This window comes from Streptomyces sp. NPDC045287 (genome assembly GCF_056432325.1).
The window spans coordinates 33121-51667 of record NZ_JBWKJG010000011.1; the positions used below are offsets into that span (position 1 = coordinate 33121).

Sequence of the window (18547 nt, forward strand, 5' to 3'; positions counted from 1 at the left end):
CGCACCAGTGTGCCGCGCGCCCGCGCGGCCCTTACAGGGCGGGTGGGAAATCGGCGCCCCGCTGTAGCGAAGCTGATGCAATGCGGGCCCTCCCGACCCCGGGCATATGGTAGAGGGCATGACAGACCAGGCCATCCCCGAGGGCAAGCCGACCTCGGCGTCCCGCACCACGCTCAGCCACATCATGACGGGCAACGACACGAACCTGCTCGGCACGGTGCACGGCGGAGTGATCATGAAGTTGGTGGACGACGCGGCGGGCGCGGTCGCCGGACGCCACTCCGGCGGGCCCGCGGTGACCGCGTCCATGGACGAGATGGTCTTCCTGGAGCCCGTCCGCGTCGGCGACCTCGTCCATGTGAAGGCGCAGGTCAACTGGACCGGCCGGTCCTCCATGGAGGTCGGCGTGCGGGTGCTGGCCGAGCGGTGGAACGAGTCCACGCCGGCCACGCAGGTCGGCTCGGCGTACCTGGTGTTCGCCGCCGTCGACGCGGACGGCAAGCCGCGTCCCGTCCCGCCGGTGATCCCGGAGACCGAACGCGACAAGCGCCGCTACCAGGAGGCCCAGATCCGCCGCACCCACCGACTGGCCCGCCGCCGCGCCATCAAGGAGCTGCGCGAGCGCCGGGCGGCGGAGGGCATCGACGACTGAGCCACCGCCCCGGGCCGGTCAGGGGGCGGACGCCGCCCGGCGACCGGGCCGCGACCGGACTCAGGCGCCACGCCGGGCCTGGCGGGGCGGACGCCGCCCGGTGACCGGGCCGCGACCGGACTCAGGCGCCCCCGGGCCGGTCAGGGGCAAACGTCGTCCCACGGCCGGCCTCAGCCGCCGCCCCGGACCCACCAGGGGCAAACGCCGTCCCGCGACCGGGCCGCGACCGGCGTCAGCCGCCACCCCGGGCCTGGCGCCGTGACCGGCCTGGGCCGCCGCCCCGGGCCGGTCAGGGGCAGACGACCTGGTCGCCGGTGCGCGCCTCGTACCCGCCGGGCCACCGCACGGGGGTCACGGCGCGCACCGGCCGTACGGCCTCGAAGTCCGCGCCGGCCGTGACCTTCATCAGCGGCCCCTGACCGGGAGCGGCGCTCAGCCGGGCGCCGGGCAGCGCCGCCGCGAGGGACTTCGCCGAGCGGTCCCAGCGCGGGTCGTACGCGACGAGGGTCCGCCGCACGTCCCGCCGGTCGCCGTTGTGCGGGGCGCGGGTCGTGTCGAAGCCCGCCGCCCGCAGCGCGGCGTCCACCCGGGCCCCCAGGCCGCGGATCCCGGTGCCGTTGTACACCTGGACGCGGACGTTCCGCGGCGGGACGTCGACGTCCCCGCGGCGCGGCGCCGGCGTGACGGGGCGGGCGGTGAGGGGCCGGTCCTCGCGGATCGACGCGAACAGCTCCTGCGCCCGGTCGGCGTCCCACTTCACCGTCGACCCGATGCCGTCGATCCGCACGCCGGCCGCCTCGACCGGCACGGACGTGAACTCGGACGACGCCGTCGTGAATCCGCGCATCGCCCGGGCCAGCGCCAGGACCTCCTCCGTGCCGAACCCCCGGTCCGCGCGGACCGACCCGGACAGGGCGCCGAGGACCTTCCGGAACCGCACCGGGTTGAGCAGCGCGCCGCTGCTCGTCGCCCGGTCGATCAGCGCGGCGACGAACTGCTGCTGCCGCCGCATCCGCCCCAGGTCGGACCCCCCGTCGACGTGGCGGGACCGCACGTACTGCAGGGCCTTGCCGCCGTCGAGGACGTGCGTCCCGGCGGGCAGGTCGAGGCCCGTGTACGGGTCCTTCATCGGGCGGGCGGTGCAGATCCGGACGCCGCCGAGGGCGTCGACGGTGCGCATGAAGCTGGTGAAGTCGACCTCCAGGTAGTGGTCGATCTTCACGCCGGTCATCCGCTCCACGGTCCGGATGGTGAGGTTGGGGCCGCCCTCGGCGTAGGCGGCGTTCAGCTTGACCGGGTGGCCGTGGTGGCGCTCGCCGGTGGTCGCGTCCGTGTGCTCGGGCAGTTCGGCGTACGTGTCGCGGGGCAGGGACACCAGGCTGGCGCGGCGGCGGTCCGCCGAGATGTGCGCCAGCATGATCGTGTCCGTGCAGCGGCAGGGGGCGCCGCCGAGCCGGTACCGCTTCCTGTCCGCGGGCGTGACCTTGTCGCGGCCGTCCGTGCCGACGAGGAGGATGTTCGTGCCGTGGCCGGACGCGGGACGGTTGTTCATGTCCTTGAACGCGTCGACCCGGCCGATGCCCGTGTCGAGGCTGGTGAAGAGGGCGTGGCCGATGCCGCCGGTCGCGAGGACCAGGACGGACAGGGCCGTCGCCATCCGCGCCCCCCACCCGGGCCGCTCCCGGCGCCGCCGCGGCCTCCCCCGCCGCTCCGGCTGCCGCCGCGGCGGTTGCGCCCCGGGGGCCACCGGCCGTCTCGCACCGCGGGCCGGCGGCCGGGGGACCGGGCGGGCGGGTCGGCGGGGCGGGACGGGCACGAAGGACACCTCCGCGGGCGGATGGGGGGACCGCCACAGTAGGCCCATACGATCAGCTGCCGGCCGCACCACCCCGGGCGGCGCGCACCCGGGTCGCCCGTTCGCGGTAACGTGGCGGGCGTTACCGCTGTCCGTCCACCGGGGCCGGCCCCCGGGCCCCCGGCCGTCGCCGCCCCGGGACGTCCTTACGTACCTCCGAGGAGCCATGCCCCTGCCCCCGGTCTCCGTGATCATGCCGGTCCTCAACGAGGAGCGTCATCTTCGCAACGCGGTCCGCCACATCCTCGAACAGGAGTACGGCGGCGAGATGGAGGTGGTGATCGCGCTCGGCCCGTCCACGGACCGTACCGACGAGATCGCCGCCGAGCTGGTCCGCGAGGACCCGCGCGTACGCACCGTGCCCAACCCGTCGGGCCGTACGCCCGCCGCGCTGAACGCGGCGATCAGGGCGTCGCGCCACCCGATCGTGGTGCGCGTCGACGGGCACGGCATGCTGTCGCCGAACTACATCGCGACGGCGGTGCGGCTGCTGGAGGAGACCGGCGCGCAGAACGTCGGCGGCATCATGCACGCCGAGGGCGAGAACGCCTGGGAGGACGCCGTCGCCGCCGCGATGACGTCCCGGATCGGCGTGGGCAACGCCGCATTCCACACGGGCGGCGAGGCGGGCCCGGCGGAGACGGTGTACCTGGGCGTGTTCCGCCGCGAGGCGCTGGAGCGGCAGGGCGGGTACAACGAGGAGTTCATCCGCGCGCAGGACTGGGAGCTGAACTTCCGCATCCGCGAGGCCGGCGGGCTGATCTGGTTCTCCCCGGAACTGCGCGTGCAGTACCGGCCGCGGCCGTCCGTGCGGGCGCTCGCGAAGCAGTACAAGGACTACGGCCGCTGGCGCCACGTCGTCGCCCGCTACCACCAGGGCTCCATCAACCTGCGCTACCTGGCCCCGCCGGTGGCCGTCTGCGCCATCGCGGCCGGCCTCGCCGTGGGCGCGACGCTCACGCCGCTGGGCTTCGTCGTGCCGGGCGGGTACCTCGCGGCGATCACGCTGGGCTCGATCCCGGCGGGCCGGGGCCTGCCCCTGAAGGCCCGGCTGCGGATACCGGTGGCGCTGGCGACGATGCACATGTCGTGGGGCTACGGCTTCCTGACGAGCCCCCGCTCCCTGGCGAAGAAGGTCATCGCCAGCCGCCGCCCCCCGGTCCGCACACCGGTCTGACCCCCGACGACGCGCAACGAGCCCCCGGCGTCGTGCCGGGGGCCGTTGTGTTCGTGCGGGTCAGGGGCCCTGCCCGGTCCGGCGCCGGCCCGGGACTTCCCCGGGGTGACGCCGGGGACTCCCCGAACGGGCCGGAAGCCGAACGGGCCCGAGCGGACCGGAGGCCGGTCACGGCTCCAGGACCATCCGAGAGGGCCGCTGACCTGCGAAAGCCCTGCTACGGCAGGTTGCGGGCCATGACGATGCGCTGGACCTGGTTCGTGCCCTCGTAGATCTGGGTGCTTTACCGCTCATACGGCGCTGACCTGCACGAACGCCCCTCCCGGACGGGCCCTCCCCAGCATTTCCCCATGATCGCCAGCAGTCTGCCCAGGTGGGTGCAGCCCTGATGACGGCCTCTCCGACCGGCCGGAGGAGGGGCAGGCCCCGGGCAGTTACGCGGTTTCCCGTTCCGTCAACCGTGATCGCTTGACCCATACGCCCCGCCCTCGGGAGCATCAACGGAGGTGCGGAGGCACTGGCAGCGGCATGGGAGAGGGGAACCCGGACCATGAAGGTCACCAAGCTGGTCAGCACGTGCGACATCAAGGACTGCCCGACGATCTACGCGACGGATCGCGGCACGCTCTTGGTTCAGGGCGAGACTCCGACGGACCACGGGCTTCAGATCTCCGCTCACGAAGCCCTGGTCGAGATCCCGATGGAACTGATCCAGAAGGCCATCCGTGACAACCTCATCTAGGGCCCTTGGCGACCTCTTCGATACGTTCCAGCGTGAGGCGTTCCGACTGGAAACCCTCGACGACTACAGCAAGTCTGGGAACGTCGACGCCTATCACGCGTTCCTGGCCGGGGAGCCGCAGCCGGACGACTACAACGCGGGGTGGGTCGAAGAGCTCCGCTCACACACCGGTAAAGGGAAGCGCGTCTACCGGGTTCACATCCTGCGCCGCCCGCTCACGGACTATCTCAGGTTCGAACTTGGGTGGGGGTACCAGAAGAACATGTCCGGGGGTGAGGAATTCTTCATCCTCGACATCACCGACAGGCCCAACCCGTTGGAGAACGTACCTGACTTCTGGCTCTTCGACTCCCAGGCCCTGGCCGTGATGAACTACGACGACGCCGGAAAATACCTGGGCTCGGAAGTCCTACCACCGGAACGAACGGCGGAATTCGCTAGGCACCGTGACACGGCACTCGCCCACGCGGAGCCGTTCACTGAATGGTGGGCCAAGTACGCGGCGTGAACAGAGCACAGCTTGGGGCCGCGCTGCGGGCCCTGCGAGTGGCTTCCGGCAAGGAGGCCAAAGCGGTGGCCCGCAGCGCCCTCATGTCTCCGTCCAAGCTGTCCAAGATCGAAAATGCGAAGCTCGCAGCAAGCGCGACGGACGTAGAGCGCATCCTGACCGCCATCGGCGTCTCGGACGAAATCAAGGCGGAGTACACCGAGGCCGCACGCGCGTCAGTGACAGAAGCGACAGCATGGCGTCTGCTCAAGCGGATGGGGGTCCACAAGGGCCAGCAGGCCGCCAAGGCCCTGGAAGCCCAGATGTCGATGCTGCGGCTGTTTCAGCCCGCACTGGTTCCGGGACTTCTCCAGACCCCCGAGTACATCCGGGCTGTTCTGCAACGCCATACCCTCAGCGAGGACGCACTCACACGAACGATCAGTGGTCGGCTTGAACGGCAAGCAGTTCTCTACGACAACACAAAGTCACTGCGGTTCGTCATCACGGAACCAGTTCTGCGCTGGCGCATTGTGCCACCACAGATGATGGCTGCACAGCTTGACCGTATCGCCTCCATTTCGCGACTCTCCCATGTGGACATTCGCGTAGTCCCCTTGGAGATTCAGCAGCACGACATCCCTAACCATGCGTTCGTCATCCGCGACGACCGCATGGTGACTGTGGAAACAGTTCACGCTGAAGTCGTCGTCACCGACCCACGGGACGTGGGACTTTACGTTGACAAGTTCGAACGGTTTCAGCGAATAGCACTGATCGACGAAGACATGCGGAATCTGATCAAGGACATCCGAAACAACTTCTTGCGGGAACAGGAAACAGGCTAGAAACTCAACCATGGCTCGCAGAGTATGGGAACCATGGCGAGCGACAGCAGGACACATAAGGCCGAAGCGACTGATCACCCAGACAGCAACGAGGCCCGCCAGTTCCTTTCCCGGCTCTCCGGAGCATCCGGCGAAGGCGGCATGCTCGGGGTGTCAAAGAGCAACCCTGGTCCGGAAGGTGTCGACCGCGCCCCTGGTTCGGCCTCGCACTGGCCGAAATGTGAGTGCGGTAACCCAGGCGTCCCGACCACGAACCACCGGCCCCATCATTGGCCGAGCGTCTGAGCAGCAGGGGCGCCGAGAACAACGGGCGCAGCAGCAAGGGCGGGTTGTAAGCCCTACGGCCTGTCCCGGCGCGCACGTAAGCTCCCCCTCCCCGCTGGTTGGTGAGACTCCCCAGCGGGAAGCGGGCCAAGTCCCGCCGGTCGCGCCCCGTGAAGCGGAGTCGGTCGGCCGGATCAGCAAGTGCAGTGCACCACTCCACAGCAGTAGCAGGAGGAGACGCAGCATGCGCACAGCAGTCCAGACGCGGACCCGCGATCCGCGCATCATCCTCAACGCGGTGCAGGAGCGTGTCCCGCATCTGGTCGCGGACGTGGGCATGACCGACCTGTGGGAGCGCGAGGTGACGCTTCTGCTCCGGGATGGCGTGGCCGTTCGCAGCCTGGCCGAACGCATCCTCGGCCAGGGCATCGCCTACCTGATCACCGCCATGGAGAACCCCGGCGTGGACATGGGCGTGGGGTACACCGTGGACATCGGTGTCCATCAACTCATCCTCGACACGCCGTTGTACTTCGCCCTGTGCGAGGAGTACAACGGCGGGCGGTACAAGCACCACGCCCCGCTGATCGAGCGTCGCCGGGACGGCACCGTGACGCGCACGGCCGAACTGCTGCGCCGGAACGGCTTCGCCGTGGACGACGAGTTGTGGGAGGTGGACGCGTCCGACTGCTCACCGTGTGACAACAAGGTCCCCGACAGCCACTGACGCGGGACTGGCACGCCCCTGCCCCGCTCCCGGCACCGTACGAGGGGCGGGGCGCCCGCCAGCCCACTTCGACACAGAGGAAGCCCCCCGTTGCCCGCACGACACGACATCGACAGCGAACGCGAACTCTGGGACGCCTTCGCGGGAAGCACCAAGGGCAAGGTGTTCGACTCCGACCCCGTTTTCTGCTGGACGCAGTACGCCGGGCACGGGCCCGGCCCCGAACTGCTGGGCGATCCAGCAACCGCACTGGAACTCGGATGCGGCACGGGACGGGCGCTCGCGTATCTCGTGCGGCAGGGCGTCAAGGCAACGGGCGTGGATCTTTCACCCGTCATGGTCGCGAACATCACCAAGCGATGGGGGCCGTTGGGCGCGCGATTCGTCTGCGCCGAAGTGCTGGAGCACCTGAGCGCCGAGACAGAAACGTACGACGCAATCTATTCGATCTTCGGGGCGGTGTGGTTCACCGATCCGGCGAAGCTACTTCCTTTGATTGCTCAGCGATTGAATCCCGGTGGTGTGCTCGCATTCTCGCAGCCTCCAGCCATCCCGGGCGCGTACGGCCCACAGGGCATGTACAAGGGTGGGTTCGCGGGCAAGGCGATGTATGCGTACCGGTACAGCTACACGCCCCGGAAGTGGGAAAGCCTCCTGCTCAAGGCCGGTTTCAAGGGGGCGGACGTACAGATCTTGAAAGCTCCGGAGCATGACCACATCGGCACTCTGATCGCCCGTGCGGTGGTGTCCTGAAGGGCAACCCAAGCAAAGCAACGATGCCCCGTCCCATTCCTGGGCCGGGGCATCGTTTTCGTCGGTCAGAGCAGTGAAAGGAAGGGGTTGGGCGTCCCTGAGAACGACGTGGCCGACTGGATGGGCCACAGCGGCACGGACGTGCTCCGCGGGCACTACCGCTACGTCTCCGAAGGGGCAGGGCAGCAGGGTCGCGCAGCCATCGCGACCATGCCGGCCCCGGGCGCGGAGGACCCCGTCGAGCGAGACGAAGTCGCCTGACCCAGCCCACGCGAAAGGCCCCCGGCATCAGCCGGGGGCCTTCTCCTTTATGCAGGTCAGCACGGGTTTCGAAGCCAGGGCCCGCCCAGGGCTTCCCCAGCATGACGCCCAGGGACACCCGGAACGGGCCCGGGCGGACCGGAGGCCGGTCACGGCTCCCGGGCCACCCCAGAGGGTCACTGACCTGCGTAAACCCTGCTACGGCAGGTTGCGGGCCATGACGATGCGCTGGACCTGGTTCGTGCCCTCGTAGATCTGGGTGATCTTGGCGTCGCGCATCATGCGCTCGACCGGGTAGTCGCGGGTGTAGCCGTAGCCGCCGAGGAGCTGGACGGCGTCCGTGGTGATCTCCATGGCGGCGTCGGAGGCGAAGCACTTGGCGGCCGCGCCGAAGAAGGTCAGGTCGGCGTCGACGCGCTCGGACTTGGCCGCCGCCGCGTACGTGAGCTGGCGGGCCGCCTCCAGCTTCATCGCCATGTCGGCGAGCATGAACTGCACGCCCTGGAAGTCGGCGATGGCCTTGCCGAACTGCTTGCGCTCCTTGACGTAGCCCTTGGCGTAGTCGAGGGCGCCCTGGGCGATGCCGATGGCCTGGGCGGCGATGGTGATGCGGGTGTGGTCCAGGGTCTTCATCGCCGTGGCGAAGCCCGTCCCCTCCTCGCCGATCATGCGGTCGGCGGGGATGCGGACGTTGTCGAGGTACACCTCGCGGGTCGGGGAGCCCTTGATGCCGAGCTTCTTCTCCGGGGCGCCGAAGGAGACGCCCTCGTCGGACTTCTCGACGACGAAGGCGGAGATGCCCTTGGAGCGCTTCTCCGGGTCGGTGACGGCCATCACCGTGTAGTACTCGGAGACGCCCGCGTTGGTGATCCAGCGCTTCACACCGTTGAGGACGTAGTGGTCACCGTCGCGGACCGCCTTCGTCTTCATGCCGGCCGCGTCGGAGCCGGCGTCCGGCTCGGACAGGCAGTACGAGAACATCGCGTCGCCCTTGGCGAGCGGGCCCAGGTACTTCCTCTTCAGGTCCTCGGAGCCGGAGAGGATCACGGGCAGGGAGCCCAGCTTGTTCACGGCCGGGATCAGGGAGGACGACGCGCAGACGCGGGCCACCTCCTCGATGACGATCACGGTCGCGAGGGCGTCGGCGCCGGCGCCGCCGTACGTCTCGGGCACGTGCACCGCGTGCAGGTCGGAGGAGACGAGCGCGTCGAGCGCCTCCTGCGGGAAGCGGGCCTCCTCGTCCACGGCGGCGGCGTACGGCGCGATCTTGGCCTCGGCGAGCGAGCGGACGGTGTCCCGGAGCATGTCGTGCTCCTCGGACGGGCGGTACAGGTCGAAGTCAGGCGTTCCCGCCATGTCTGGCTCACTCCCCTGGGCTGCAGTGCTAACTACCGTTAAGTAACCCGAATTTTAGTGGGCGCCCGCCCGTCCGGCACATGTGGGGATCACGTGAGCTTGCTGACAGCCGACGCGCCGCCGGATCCCTGCCCAGCGCCCCGCCCGACTATGCTCGGGCACGCATTCCCGGCACGTACAGCACTGGAGCAGCACACATGGCCCTGAAGATCACCGTGATCGGCACCGGTTACCTCGGCGCCACCCACGCAGCGGCCATGGCGGAGCTCGGCTTCGAGGTGCTCGGGCTCGACATCGTCCCCGAGAAGATCGAGATGCTGGCGCAGGGCCGCGTCCCCCTGTACGAGCCGGGGCTGGAGGAGCTGCTGCGCAAGCACGTCGCCGGGATCGAGGGGTCCACGGGGCGGCTGCGCTTCACCACCTCCTGGGAGGAGGTCGGCGACTTCGGCGACGTCCACTTCGTCTGCGTGAACACGCCGCAGAAGCACGGCGAGTACGCCTGCGACATGAGCTTCGTCGACGCCGCGTTCGGCTCGCTCGCCCCGCACCTGAAGAAGCCGTCGCTGGTCGTCGGCAAGTCGACCGTGCCGGTCGGCACCGCGGAGCGGCTGTCGCTGCTGCTGGCGCAGCGGGCGCCGGCGGGCGCGGACGTGGAGCTGGCGTGGAACCCGGAGTTCCTGCGCGAGGGCTTCGCCGTGCAGGACACGCTGCACCCGGACCGGATCGTCGTCGGCGTCGAGAGCGAGCGCGCGGAGAAGGTCCTCCGCGAGGTGTACGAGGTGCCGGTCGGCGAGGGCGCGCCGTTCGTCGTGACGGACTTCCCGACCGCCGAACTGGTGAAGACCGCGGCGAACTCCTTCCTCGCGACGAAGATCTCCTTCATCAACGCGATGGCGGAGGTCTGCGAGGCGGCCGGCGGCGACGTCGCCAAGCTCGCGGAGGCCATCGGCCACGACGAGCGGATCGGCGCCAAGTTCCTGCGCGCCGGCATCGGCTTCGGCGGCGGCTGCCTGCCCAAGGACATCCGGGCGTTCATGGCGCGCGCGGGCGAGCTGGGCGCGAACCAGGCGCTGATGTTCCTGCGCGAGATCGACTCCATCAACATGCGGCGCCGCAGCCAGATGGTCGGCATGGCGCGCGAGGCGCTCGGCGACGGGACGTTCCTCGGCAAGCGGGTCGCGGTGCTCGGCGCCGCGTTCAAGCCCGACTCCGACGACGTGCGGGACTCGCCGGCGCTGAACGTCGCCGGGCAGATCCACCTGCAGGGCGGCCAGGTCACCGTGTACGACCCGAAGGGCATGGACAACGCCCGCCGCGTCTTCCCGACGCTCGGCTACGCGGACAGCGTCCTGGAGGCCGTGCGCGGCGCGGACGTGGTGCTGCACCTCACCGAGTGGCGGGAGTTCCGCGAGGTCGACCCGAAGGAGCTCGGCGAGGTCGTGAACGCCAGGATCATCCTGGACGGCCGCAACGCCCTGGACGCCTCCCTGTGGCGCGCGGCGGGCTGGACGTTCCGCGCGATGGGCCGCCCGCGCGCGTAGCCGCGACGGGCCGCCCGCGTACGTGGGCCCCGTACCCTCGGCCCCGGTCCTCAGCCCGCGGCAGCCGGGCGGGCCGCCCGCGCAGGCCCCGTACGGCGCGCCCGTGCCCGCCCCCTCCGCCGGGGCGGAGACCGGGTGGGCCCGGGGCGCGGGTGCGCCGGCGCGGGGTTCAGCCGTCCAGCGCGGCGAGCGTGGCGGTGGACGGGCCCCGGCGCGCGGACGCGTCACGGGCGACGGCCTCCGCGTCGCGCAGGACGCGGACCGCGTTGCGCCAGGTCAGTTTGGACACGTCCGTACGGGACCAGCCGCGGGCGAGGAGCTCCGCGACCAGGTTCGGATAGCCGGCCACGTCCTCCAGGCCCTCCGGGGTGAAGGCCGTGCCGTCGAAGTCCCCGCCGATGCCGACGTGGTCGACGCCGGCGACCTCCCGCATGTGGTCGAGGTGGTCGGCGACCGTCGCGACCGTGGCGACCGGGCGCGGGTTCGCCTCCTCGAAGGCGGCGTGCAGGCGCATCGCCTCCGGGGTCGTGTCCAGGGGGTGGAGGCCGTGCGCCCGCAGGTTCTCGTCCGCGCGCGCCGTCCACTCCGCCGCCGCGGGCAGGATGAACTTCGGTACGAACGTGGCCATGGCGACGCCCCCGTTGGCGGGGAGCCGCTCCAGCACGTCGTCGGGGACGTTGCGCGGGTGGTCGCACACGGCGCGGGACGACGAGTGGGAGAAGACCACCGGCGCCTCGCTCGTGTCCAGCGCGTCCCGCATCGTCGTCGCGGCCACGTGCGAGAGGTCCACCAGCATGCCCAGGCGGTTCATCTCCCGGACCACCTCGCGGCCGAACGGCGACAGCCCGCCGGCGCGGGGCCCGTCCGTCGCCGAGTCCGCCCACGCGATGCTGTCGTTGTGGGTGAGCGTCATGTAGCGCACGCCCAGCGCGTACAGGGCGCGGAGGGTGGCGAGGGAGTTGTTGATGGAGTGGCCGCCCTCGGCGCCCTTCAGCGACGCGATGCGGCCCTGGGCCCGGGCGGCCTCCATGTCGTCGGCCGTCAGCGCGGGGGCCAGCTCCGCGGGGTGGCGGGCCAGCAGCCGGTCGACGCAGTCGATCTGCTCCAGCGTCGCGCTGACCGCGTCGTCGCCGGCCATGTCGGCGCGCACGTACACCGACCAGAACTGGGCGCCCACGCCGCCCGCGCGCAGGCGCGGCAGGTCGGTGTGGAGGCGGCCGGTCTGGTCGGCGGCCACGTCGAGGCGGTCCAGGTCGTACCCGGCCTGCTCGCGCAGCGCCCACGGCAGGTCGTTGTGGCCGTCGGCGACGGGGAACTCGGCGAGCAGCCCGCGGGCCGCGCCGAGGTCCCGCCCGCCGGCCGCCGGGCCGCCCCCGCCGGTCACTTCGCGAAGCCGAAGGACGCGGAGCCCTCGACCTTCGCCCGCAGGCGCCTGCCCTTCTCCGAGGCCTGGTCGTTCAGCTCCTGCTGGAACTCCTTCATCCGCGCCAGCAGGTCCGCGTCGTGCGCGGCGAGCATCCGCGCCGCGAGCAGCCCGGCGTTGCGGGCGCCGGCCACGGAGACCGTGGCGACGGGGACGCCGGCCGGCATCTGCACGATGGAGAGCAGCGAGTCCATGCCGTCGAGGTACTTCAGCGGCACCGGCACGCCGATGACCGGCAGCGGCGTGACGGAGGCGAGCATGCCGGGCAGGTGCGCGGCGCCGCCGGCCCCGGCGATGATCGCCTTCAGTCCGCGGTCGGCGGCCTGCTCGCCGTACGCGACCATCTCGCGCGGCATGCGGTGCGCGGAGACGACGTCCACCTCGTACGGGATCTCGAACTCGTCGAGGGCCTGCGCGGCGGCCTCCATGACGGGCCAGTCGGAGTCGGAGCCCATGACGATGCCCACGAGCGGCACGAGTGCATTACTCAACGATCGTTCCTCGCAGATAGTCGGCGGCGTGGCGGGCGCGCTCCAGCACGTCGTCCAGGTCGTCGCCGTAGGTGTTGACGTGGCCCACCTTGCGGCCGGGCTTCACGTCCTTGCCGTACATGTGGATCTTGAGCTGCGGGTCGCGGGCCATGCAGTGCAGGTACCCCTGGTACATGTCCGGGTAGTCGCCGCCGAGGACGTTCGCCATGACCGTCCAGCGGGCGCGCGGGCGCGGGTCGCCGAGCGGGAGGTCGAGGACGGCCCGGACGTGGTTGGCGAACTGGGAGGTGACCGCGCCGTCCTGGGTCCAGTGGCCGGAGTTGTGCGGGCGCATCGCCAGTTCGTTGACGAGGACGCGGCCGTCGCGGGTCTCGAACAGCTCGACCGCGAGGTGACCGACGACGCCGAGCTCCTCGGCGACGCGCAGGGCGAGGCGCTGGGCCTCCAGGGCGCGGTCCTCGGGCAGACCGGGCGCCGGGGCGATGACCGTGTCGCACACGCCGTCGACCTGCCGCGACTCGACGACCGGGTAGGCGACGGCCTGGCCGTGCGGGGAGCGGACGACGTTCGCCGCGAGCTCCCGGACGAAGTCGACCTTCTCCTCGGCGAGGACGGGCACGCCGGCGAGGAACGGGGCGCGGGCGTCCTCCTCGGAGCGGACGATCCACACGCCCTTGCCGTCGTAGCCGCCGCGCACCGTCTTCAGGACGATCGGGAAGCCGCCCCCCTCGACCTCCGTCGCGAACGCCACCGCGTCGGCCGGGTCCGTCACGATGCGGTGGCGGGGGCAGGGCACGCCGATCGCGTCGAGCCTGGCGCGCATCACGCCCTTGTCCTGGGCGTGCACGAGCGCGTCGGGCCCGGGGCGGACGGGGATGCCCTCCGCCTCCAACGCCCTGAGGTGCTCGGTCGGCACGTGCTCGTGATCGAAGGTGATCACGTCACAGCCGCGCGCGAAGTCACGCAGCGTGTCCAGGTCGCGGTAGTCGCCGATGACGACATCGCTCACGACCTGGGCCGCGGAGTCCTGCGGAGTGTCACTGAGAAGCCTGAATCTGATGCCGAGGGGGATGCCCGCCTCGTGGGTCATGCGGGCGAGCTGTCCGCCGCCGACCATACCGACTACCGGGAACGTCACCCTCCTAGGGTATCCGCCGCTCGTAGCGGGGTGTGACGGTGGCCGCCGGACGCGGGTTTCCGCGGGCTCGCTCACCCGCGCGTACCGACCGGGTGATGGTTAGCATGACGGGGTTGACGCACATGGCCGGCGGACGGGACTGAAACGATCATTATGACGGAACAGAGCGCCCTGCGGGTGCGGCTGGAACAGCTCGTCCGGGAGATAGCGAAATTCGGTCTCGTCGGCGGAATCGGCCTGCTGGTGAACATGGCGGCCTTCAATCTCCTGCGCCAGGCCACGGACCTGCCCGTCGTCCGGGCGAGCCTGCTGGCCACGGTCATCGCCATCGCCTGCAACTACCTCGGTTTCCGCTATTTCACCTACCGGGACCGGGACAAGACGCGGCGCACGCGCGAGGCGATGTTGTTCTTCGTGTTCAGCGTGGCCGGAATGGTGATCGAGAACGGAATCCTGTACGCGGCGACGTACGGGTTCGGCTGGGACAGCCCGCTCCAGAACAACTTCTTCAAGTTCTTCGGCATCGGCATCGGCACGCTGTTCCGGTTCTGGTCCTACCGCACGTGGGTGTTCCGGGCGCTCCCGGACGCCGGGACGGAGGACGGCGCCGGCCCGCCCGGGGAACCGGCCGGGCCGGCGCCGATCCTGGGGCAGCGGAAGCCGCAGGACAGCCCCGCTCCGGCGGGCCGCCGATGACGGCGGGCGGGACGGCCGGCGAGCGGGACGGCCGGCGGTTGGACGGACAAGGCGGGACGGACGAGACCGGGGCGGCGAGCGGGGCGGCCGGCAGCGGGACGGACGAGGCCGGGCGGGCTCCCCGCGGCTAGCGGATCGGGCGGGGCGGCAGGGCGTCGTCGTCGCGGTGGTCGCCGTCCCTGCGGGCGGTCTCACGGCTGAGGAAGAGCGCGAACACGGCGGGCTTCAACTGGACGAGCTCCAGCCGGCCGCCGTCCGCCTCCGCGAGGTCGCGGGCCACGGCCAGGCCGATGCCCGTGGAGTTGCGGCCGCTGATGGTCCGCTCGAAGATCCGCGCGCCGAGGTCCTCGGGGACGCCCGGCCCCTCGTCGGTGACCTCGACGACGGCCTGGTTGCCGGTGACGCGGGTGCGCAGGGCCACCGTGCCGCCGCCGTGCATCAGGGAGTTCTCGATCAGCGCGGCGAGCACCTGGGCGACCGCGCCGGGCGTGCCGACGGCCCGCATGCGGGTCTTCCCGGACCGTACGATCGCCCGGCCCGCGCTGCGGTAGGCCGGCCGCCACTCCTCGATCTGCTGCTTGACGACCTCGTCGAGGTCGAAGGCGACCGCGGAGCCCGTACGGGGGTCGCGGGAGTTCGTGAGCAGCCGCTGGACGACGTCCGTGAGCCGTTCGACCTGCGCGAGCGCGATCGTCGCCTCCTCGCGGGCCGTGTCCAGGTCGTCGGTGACCGCGATCTCCTCCAGCCGCATCGACAGCGCCGTCAGCGGGGTCCGCAACTGGTGGGAGGCGTCCGCGGCGAGCCTCCGCTCGGCGGTGAGCATCCGCGCGATCCGCTCGGCGGACGCGTCCAGCACGTCCGCGACCCGGTCCAGCTCGGGCACCCCGTAGCGCCGGTGGCGCGGCCGGGGGTCGCCCGAGCCCAGCCGCTCGGCGGTCTCGGCGAGGTCGGTGAGCGGGGAGGCGAGCCGGTTGGCCTGCCGCACGGCGAGGAGGACGGCCGCCACGACGGCGAGCAGCGCGACCGCGCCGATGATCAGCAGCGTACGGCCGACCTCGCGGGTGACCGACGAGCGGGACTCCTCGACGGTGACCTCCTCGCCGTGCTCCCCCACGGCCGTGCCGCGGATGACGCTGCCCTGGGGGCGGCTGCCGACCTCGATGGCGGGGCTGCCGGGGATCTCGATCCGGGCGTACCGCTGGGCGCCGCCGTGGTCGGAGAGGATGTCCGGGTCGACGGGCTCGCCGCCGACGAGACGGCTGTCGACGATGCTGGCGAGCCGCAGCGCCTCGGAGTCGACGCTCTCCTGGGCGCTGCTGGTGATCGTCCGGGTCTCGACGATGACGAGGGAGACCCCGAAGACGGAGATGACGACCAGCACCACGGCGAGCGTGGAGCTGATCAGGCGGCGGCGCACGGAGAGGTCGCCTCAGCTCTTCTCGAAGCGGAAGCCGACACCGCGCACGGTGGCGATGTAGCGCGGGTTCGCCGCGTCGTCGCCGAGCTTCTTGCGGAGCCAGGAGATGTGCATGTCGAGGGTCTTCGTGGACGACCACCACGTCGTGTCCCACACCTCGCGCATCAGCTGGTCGCGGGTGACGACCCGGCCGGCGTCGCGGACGAGGACGCGCAGCAGGTCGAACTCCTTCGCGGTGAGCTGGAGCTCCTCGTCGCCCATCCAGGCGCGGTGCGACTCGACGTCGATGCGGACGCCGTGCGTCGCCGGCTGCGGGGCGGGCTCGGCGGCGCCGCGCCGCAGCAGGGCCCGGACGCGGGCGAGGAGCTCGGCGAGCCGGAACGGCTTGGTGACGTAGTCGTCGGCGCCGGCGTCGAGCCCGACGACGGTGTCGACCTCGTCGGCGCGGGCGGTCAGGACGAGGATCGGCACCGTGTGCCCCTCGGAGCGCAGCCGGCGGGCGACCTCCAGGCCGTCCATGCCGGGCAGTCCCAGGTCGAGGACGACGAGGTCGACGCAGCCCTGCAGCCCCGTGTCGAGCGCGCTGGGACCGTCCTGCCGCACCTCGACCTCGTATCCCTCGCGCCGCAGGGCGCGGGCCAGCGGTTCCGAGATGGATGCGTCGTCCTCGGCGAGCAGTACACGCGTCATGCAGTGATGGTAGTCCGCGCGGCGCACAGGTCACGGGGAGATCGAGTCAAGATCATCCCCGCCTGGACGTCAGAGGTGGCATCCTGGATGGGACCTTTGATTGTGCGCCCGTGGTTCCAGGGAAGCCTGTGATCCATCTCTCAAGTCCTTCCATATGCCACGCTGTCGTGGCGTATGGTGGCGAGACGCTCGAAGTGGTAAACGGGGACCTTTGGCGCCATCAGTCATTGACGCACCAAAGGTCTCTTTTCTGCTCGGCGAAAGAATGACCTGTGGGCCGGGCTCCGCGACGCGACGTTCGATTCGAACGCGCGGCGGGGTGTGGATCCCGGTACGGCCCCCGCCGTACCGGTGCCGGCCGCCCGAAGCGGGCGCGGGTCGCCCAAGAAGCGACACGCGTCCCGAACGAACAAGGATCGACCATGGCGTCCAGCCTGACGAAGGACTCGGCGAACACCCCCGTCACCGAGAAGACCTTCTTCGGCCACCCCCGCGGCCTGGCCACACTCTTCATGACCGAGATGTGGGAGCGCTTCAGCTACTACGGCATGCGCGCCCTACTCGTGTACTACCTGGTGTCGGGCGGCGCGGACGCCGCCACGGGCAGCCAGGGGGGCGGCCTGGCGATGACCGCGGCCACGGCGACGGCGATCTACTCCGTCTACGTGTCGATGGTCTACCTCATGGCCATGCCCGGCGGCTGGTTCGGCGACCGCGTCTGGGGCGCCCGCAAGACCGTCACCATCGCCGGCGCGGTGATCATGGCGGGCCACCTCTCGCTGGCCCTGCCCGGCCAGGCGATGTTCTTCGTCGGCCTCGCGCTCGTCGCCGTGGGCTCCGGCCTGCTGAAGGCCAACATCTCCACGATGGTGGGCCACCTCTACGAGGGTCCCGAGGACCCGCGCCGCGACGGCGGCTTCACGCTGTTCTACATCGGCATCAACCTCGGCGCCTTCGTCGCCCCGTTCGTCATCGGAACGGTCGGCAAGGAGTACGACTGGCACCTCGGCTTCGCCCTCGCCGCGCTCGGCATGGGCCTGGGCCTCGTCCAGTTCCTCTTCGGCACGCGCCACCTGAGCGCCAAGAGCAGCGTCGTCCCGAACCCGCTGTCGGCCGAGGAGCGCCGCGGCGTCCTGGTCAAGGCCACCGTCGCCGTCCTCGTCACCGCCGCCTTCTACGGCGCGGTCGTCGCCCTCGGCGTCTTCACGCTGAACTGGGCCCTGGTGCCGCTCACCCTCGCGGGCCTGATCATCCCGGTGGCCGTGCTGGCGCGCATCAAGCGCGACAAGGAGCTGTCGGCGACCGAGCAGTCGAAGGTCAACGGCTACATCTGGTTCTTCGTGGCCGCCGCCGTCTTCTGGATGATCTACGACCAGGGCGGTTCGACGCTGTCGCTGTTCGCGGACAGCAAGACCGCGGACTCCGTCTTCGGCATCGGCTTCTCCGCCACCTGGTACCAGTCGCTGAACCCGCTGTACGTCATGGCGCTGGCCCCGGTCTTCGCCTGGCTGTGGCTGTGGCTCGCCCGCCGCAACCAGGAGCCGAGCACCATCGTGAAGTTCGCGATGGGCCTCGTCCTGGTCGGTGCCTCCTTCTTCGTCTTCGTCGTGCCCATGGGCATGGCGGGCGACGGCACCAAGGTCTCCCCCATGTGGCTGGTCTCCATCTACATGATCCAGACCATCGCCGAGCTGTGCCTCTCCCCGGTCGGCCTGTCGGTCACCACGAAGATGGCGCCGCAGAAGTACGCCTCGCAGATGATGGGCGTCTGGTTCCTCGCGGTCACCGCCGGTGACTGCACGACCGGTCTGCTCTCCCTCGCCGGCGTGGACCTCAACGGCACCTGGATCATCGCGATGGAGGCGTCCCTCGCCGTCGTCGCGGGCCTGGCGGTCTACATGTACCGCAAGAAGGTCCAGACGCTCATGGGCAACGTGCACTGACCGTCCGGTGAGCCCCTGGGGCCCCGCCGCGCCGACACCGGCCGCGGCGGGGCCCTCCGCCGTTTCCGGGCCCCCGCCGTTTCCGG

18 protein-coding genes are annotated in these 18547 nt (G+C 70.9%); 11 read left to right on the plus strand and 7 right to left on the minus strand.

Going from position 1 to position 18547, the window contains the following annotated elements:
• Positions 1 to 118: 118 nt before the first annotated feature.
• Entirely contained in the window at positions 119 to 652 is a 534-nt protein-coding gene (locus AC07D6_RS19160; RefSeq protein WP_028964186.1) for an acyl-CoA thioesterase, read from the plus strand.
• 289 nt (positions 653 to 941) lie between these two features.
• Here the strand turns inward: AC07D6_RS19160 and AC07D6_RS19165 are convergent, their stop codons facing one another.
• A complete protein-coding gene (locus AC07D6_RS19165) occupies positions 942 to 2468 on the minus strand; it encodes an LCP family protein (RefSeq protein ID WP_479045826.1) in 1527 nt (508 codons plus the stop codon).
• A 205-nt stretch (positions 2469 to 2673) separates the two neighbouring features.
• Here AC07D6_RS19165 and AC07D6_RS19170 point away from each other — a divergent pair, with 205 nt between their 5' ends.
• From AC07D6_RS19170 to AC07D6_RS19200, 7 genes are all read left to right on the plus strand, one after another.
• On the plus strand, positions 2674 to 3684 hold the full coding sequence (locus tag AC07D6_RS19170; protein ID WP_479045828.1) for a glycosyltransferase family 2 protein: 1011 nt from the start codon (positions 2674 to 2676) through the stop codon (positions 3682 to 3684).
• A gap of 550 nt (positions 3685 to 4234) precedes the next feature.
• Positions 4235 to 4426, plus strand: coding sequence for a hypothetical protein (locus AC07D6_RS19175; RefSeq protein ID WP_479045830.1), 192 nt, complete (start codon positions 4235 to 4237; stop codon positions 4424 to 4426).
• Positions 4410 to 4934, plus strand: a complete 525-nt coding sequence (locus tag AC07D6_RS19180; RefSeq protein WP_479045833.1) for a DUF6879 family protein — start codon at positions 4410 to 4412, stop codon at positions 4932 to 4934. Before AC07D6_RS19175 ends, AC07D6_RS19180 begins: the two co-directional genes overlap by 17 nt.
• Positions 4931 to 5761 carry a helix-turn-helix domain-containing protein gene (locus tag AC07D6_RS19185; protein ID WP_479045835.1) on the plus strand — a complete coding sequence of 277 codons (831 nt, stop codon included), beginning with the start codon at positions 4931 to 4933 and terminating at the stop codon, positions 5759 to 5761. Before AC07D6_RS19180 ends, AC07D6_RS19185 begins: the two co-directional genes overlap by 4 nt.
• 508 nt (positions 5762 to 6269) lie before the next feature.
• Positions 6270 to 6752, plus strand: coding sequence for a hypothetical protein (locus AC07D6_RS19190; protein ID WP_479045838.1), 483 nt, complete (start codon positions 6270 to 6272; stop codon positions 6750 to 6752).
• A gap of 90 nt (positions 6753 to 6842) precedes the next feature.
• Positions 6843 to 7505 carry a class I SAM-dependent methyltransferase gene (locus AC07D6_RS19195; protein WP_479045840.1) on the plus strand — a complete coding sequence of 221 codons (663 nt, stop codon included), beginning with the start codon at positions 6843 to 6845 and terminating at the stop codon, positions 7503 to 7505.
• An 87-nt stretch (positions 7506 to 7592) separates the two neighbouring features.
• A complete protein-coding gene (locus AC07D6_RS19200) occupies positions 7593 to 7766 on the plus strand; it encodes a hypothetical protein (RefSeq protein WP_479045842.1) in 174 nt (57 codons plus the stop codon).
• 198 nt (positions 7767 to 7964) lie between these two features.
• On the opposite strand, the gene AC07D6_RS19205 is transcribed toward AC07D6_RS19200, so the two are convergent.
• Positions 7965 to 9122 carry an acyl-CoA dehydrogenase family protein gene (locus AC07D6_RS19205; protein ID WP_479045844.1) on the minus strand — a complete coding sequence of 386 codons (1158 nt, stop codon included), beginning with the start codon at positions 9120 to 9122 and terminating at the stop codon, positions 7965 to 7967.
• Positions 9123 to 9319: 197 nt separating this feature from the next.
• On the opposite strand from AC07D6_RS19205, the gene AC07D6_RS19210 reads away from it, so the two are divergent.
• On the plus strand, positions 9320 to 10663 hold the full coding sequence (locus AC07D6_RS19210; RefSeq protein WP_315879824.1) for a UDP-glucose dehydrogenase family protein: 1344 nt from the start codon (positions 9320 to 9322) through the stop codon (positions 10661 to 10663).
• 169 nt (positions 10664 to 10832) lie between these two features.
• Here the strand turns inward: AC07D6_RS19210 and AC07D6_RS19215 are convergent, their stop codons facing one another.
• From AC07D6_RS19215 to AC07D6_RS19225, 3 genes are read right to left on the minus strand one after another with little or no spacing between them, the layout of a single operon-like run.
• Positions 10833 to 12047: a dipeptidase gene (locus AC07D6_RS19215; protein WP_315879823.1), complete on the minus strand. Its 1215-nt coding sequence runs from the start codon at positions 12045 to 12047 to the stop codon at positions 10833 to 10835.
• Entirely contained in the window at positions 12044 to 12541 is a 498-nt protein-coding gene (gene purE, locus AC07D6_RS19220; protein WP_315879856.1) for a 5-(carboxyamino)imidazole ribonucleotide mutase, read from the minus strand. The genes AC07D6_RS19215 and purE overlap by 4 nt, the downstream gene beginning before the upstream one ends.
• 28 nt (positions 12542 to 12569) lie before the next feature.
• Positions 12570 to 13715, minus strand: coding sequence for a 5-(carboxyamino)imidazole ribonucleotide synthase (locus tag AC07D6_RS19225; protein WP_479045847.1), 1146 nt, complete (start codon positions 13713 to 13715; stop codon positions 12570 to 12572).
• 153 nt (positions 13716 to 13868) lie between these two features.
• Between AC07D6_RS19225 and AC07D6_RS19230 the strand changes: the two genes are divergently transcribed.
• The gene (locus AC07D6_RS19230; RefSeq protein WP_479045849.1) at positions 13869 to 14411 is read left to right on the plus strand and encodes a GtrA family protein; all 543 of its coding nucleotides are present in this window, start codon (positions 13869 to 13871) and stop codon (positions 14409 to 14411) included.
• Positions 14412 to 14538: 127 nt separating this feature from the next.
• Here the strand turns inward: AC07D6_RS19230 and AC07D6_RS19235 are convergent, their stop codons facing one another.
• Both AC07D6_RS19235 and AC07D6_RS19240 read right to left on the minus strand, forming a co-directional pair.
• Positions 14539 to 15828, minus strand: coding sequence for an ATP-binding protein (locus tag AC07D6_RS19235; RefSeq protein WP_315879820.1), 1290 nt, complete (start codon positions 15826 to 15828; stop codon positions 14539 to 14541).
• A gap of 12 nt (positions 15829 to 15840) precedes the next feature.
• Positions 15841 to 16518 carry a response regulator transcription factor gene (locus AC07D6_RS19240; RefSeq protein ID WP_315879819.1) on the minus strand — a complete coding sequence of 226 codons (678 nt, stop codon included), beginning with the start codon at positions 16516 to 16518 and terminating at the stop codon, positions 15841 to 15843.
• A gap of 422 nt (positions 16519 to 16940) precedes the next feature.
• Here AC07D6_RS19240 and AC07D6_RS19245 point away from each other — a divergent pair, with 422 nt between their 5' ends.
• Positions 16941 to 18461 (plus strand): peptide MFS transporter, encoded by a 1521-nt coding sequence (locus tag AC07D6_RS19245; protein ID WP_315879818.1) that lies wholly within the window; start codon positions 16941 to 16943, stop codon positions 18459 to 18461.
• The last annotated feature ends 86 nt before the right edge of the window (positions 18462 to 18547 follow it).